The 301-nt window shown below is 47.2% G+C and carries 1 pseudogene; it reads right to left on the reverse strand.

Annotated features, from left to right (window positions below):
- Positions 1–301: pseudogene (locus ACNKXV_RS14165) on the reverse strand (hypothetical protein); the annotation flags it as partial.

Here is a 301-nt window from a genome sequence, read left to right on the forward strand (position 1 = left end):
CCAAAATCAAGGTCAATCCGGCTACAATTCCTCCGGAAATCAGCAGTGGCTTGAGCTCCTTGGTTTTGGCAAGTCTTTCCAAGGCGATCATTCCCAAAACAGGAACCGCAAAAAGCGTCATGCCCAAGGCCATTGAGACTGCCCGAAACTTGTTGTATCCCGGTAAAATGTCAAATAACAAGTAGTTGAACCAAGCCAGATTTTTTCCCCAACTCAGCATCAGGGAGAGCACGATGATGGTGCCAAAGGTGATCAGACTTTCTTTTGGCGCAGCCCAAATCCCCAAAACAGCCAAGAAAAT

It is taken from the genome of Christiangramia aquimixticola, from assembly GCF_048285835.1.
In the GTDB taxonomy this organism is placed as follows: domain Bacteria; phylum Bacteroidota; class Bacteroidia; order Flavobacteriales; family Flavobacteriaceae; genus Christiangramia; species Christiangramia aquimixticola.